1 protein-coding gene is annotated in these 2705 nt (G+C 32.0%); it reads left to right on the forward strand.

Features of this window, described 5'->3' with window-relative positions; genetic code table 11:
- The coding region (locus M0Q17_RS11160) for a LamG domain-containing protein (protein ID WP_295086862.1) at positions 1 to 2705 on the forward strand (2705 nt) is incomplete at both ends.

Genomic DNA, 2705 nt, shown 5'->3' on the forward strand with positions numbered 1-2705 from the left:
TCAGCCAATGCTAATACTCCAGGTTTATTTTCTAATGAATATAATGATAATACTATTTTTGGTAGTTGGTGGTTAACTGGGGATTTTGATTTACGTTTATTTTTCAATATAGTGTCTTATGATAATGGACCAGCTTATTGGGATGCTCCATGTTTACGTATTCATGGTGTTAGTTTTGGTACTGCATCTACTAAGATGATACAAATAGCTAGAAGATGTAATGGTGTAGACAATCATGATTACCAGTCTTGGCACTATGATGGTTCTGTGTGGACAGACATAGGTAGTATTGCTACTATCCCATCTGATGCTTATTTTTCTGAAGGTGGATTAAGAATTTATAGATCTGGTAGTACTGTTTATAATCAGTATTATAGTGGTACTGCCTGGACTGCACTATCTAATACCACACTACATATTTCAAATAACGACGTTAGGATAAGAGCGTATGCATCTAGTTGGTCAGGTAACCCAAATGTGGTGGTAGATCTAAAAAGAATAGAATCTAAAATCACCTTAGGTGAGGTTTTAAGTTCTCAATACGATGGTACTTATTTTTGGACTTTGCAGTTACTTGGTTCCAACAAAGGTGTTTTAATTAGAAAGTGGTTGGTTGATGATTATGAATGCAAGTTGAAAGAAGAATTTATATATAGAAATACTAATGTAAATACTTATTATTCTAGAGCTTTTGGTATAGAGCACTATTTAACTGAATTTTCAAGTAATTTTTCTTCCGGCAGTAATGTAATAAGCATCGATGAGTACTATGATAGTGTGGTTACGTCTGGCACTGTTTTAAGTTTAGGGCCTAATTCCTCCGGGGAAAGAGAAGATGTTACTGCTGATTTGGTAGTAGCTGGCCAAATAATATTATCTGGTAATCTTAATTATTCATATAGTGAAGGCAATCAAGTAGGAATAAATAAAAGTCTCTTTATATTTAATGATTATGTTGGTACAAGTAGTTCCGAAGGTTCTTTAATTAGAATTAATTCTATTGATGGTAATTATGTTTCTTCTACTAGAGATATTGATTACAAAAGTGTTTACGCATCCACATTTAGTAGGTTCCAAAATGTGTTATTAGATTATCCAGACGCACACTCTTTAGTATATGTAAAAAATACTAATGCAAAACTAATAAATATGAGTAGTTTTTCAGATAGATATGATGCCTATACTGTTAATGATGATTTTACTGGTGCTGATGGATCTTTACCTGACACCATAAAATGGTCTATAGTAAACGGAGACCCTAGAATTTACAATAATGCTTTATTTTGTTCTACTGTAATAAATGGTACTGATGAAATAATGTCTAAATATGAAATAATAAATGATTTTGATGTGGTGGTTAGTGGGACTGTTGGAGATCATGCTGATTATTCTTATGGTTATAATACTTTTAACTATAAACACTATATAAAATTTTCATTTCCTTATAATGGAGATTATACTGCAGAGTTTGGTTTTTATTATGAAAATAATGAAATGCCAGTTGTTCCGTCCAGCGGTTTGATAAGAGAATACACCTTTGAGTCATATTTAGGTACTACTCTTTATGATACTAGTGGAATTGGTTCTAATGCTGCTATGAGTAGTATAGGTATAGTTCCTGGTTTAGTAAGTAATGCCGGTCAAATAGATAGTAAGACTGATTATATACTTTTAAGCTCGGCTGTCGCTGGTTCAATAGTAAGTATTTCCTTATTTTATTACTACAACGGCAATGGAGGTAATTGGAACACCTTAGTTTGTAGAAATGGAGGAAGTTATCATCATATAATAATAGATACAAGTGGTTATATAGGTTTCTATAATGTTGGTTTTTATTCTTCTGGTTTTCAGCTTACCGTTGGTAATTGGTACCACATAGTTCTTATAAAGAATGGTACTAATTCTAAACTTTATATTAATAAAACTTTGCTTCAAAATTCAAATAGTTCTTTTAATAATAATTCTTACCCGATAGGTGTTATTGGCAATCAGGCTAGTAGTTCACCAAGTCAAGGTGCGTTGGGTAATTTAGATCAGATAAGAATATATAACAGAGAACTGACAACAGATGAAATATCTGATTTATATGGTGAAGCTTATTATTCACACATAACTGATAATTATAAATTTTATACGGCTATTAATGGAAGTTTAGATAGTTCATCAATTTTTCCAGTGGTTGATAGAAATTATTTTTTAAGAACAACACGGAGTGGTTATACTCTTAATTTTTATTATAAGACTTCGGTGTCTGGGGTATTTGATTCAAATTGGACTTTATTTGATTCATTAAACACCTATCAAAGTGAGTGTAGTTTAAGTTTAGGTCTTTATAGTAGTGGTGTTACTGTATCTGGGTCTTACTTTGATGACCTTACTTATGATTATGGATATATTCGCTATCCTCTAGCATCTATACCTTATTATGGTGTAATGAATATGGATAATATTAGATCTAATGGGTCTACTGTAATACCTGTTTATAATATATCTATTGTTGGTGACAGTATGTATAGATTACAAGATGAAGCTACTTATTATGGTGTAGATAATGATTGGGGGTCACAATATAATTATCAGGTATCTCCTATCAGACCTTTTATAGATTTTATAACAGTCGGTGCTTACCCAGAAATTTTACCAGCCACAGGAAGAAACATCTCTCAAATAACAGCCGTAGTTTTAGATCAGTACGGAGAAGGTGC

This window comes from Sulfurimonas sp. (assembly GCF_023229105.1).
In the GTDB taxonomy this organism is placed as follows: Bacteria; Campylobacterota; Campylobacteria; order Campylobacterales; family Sulfurimonadaceae; genus Sulfurimonas.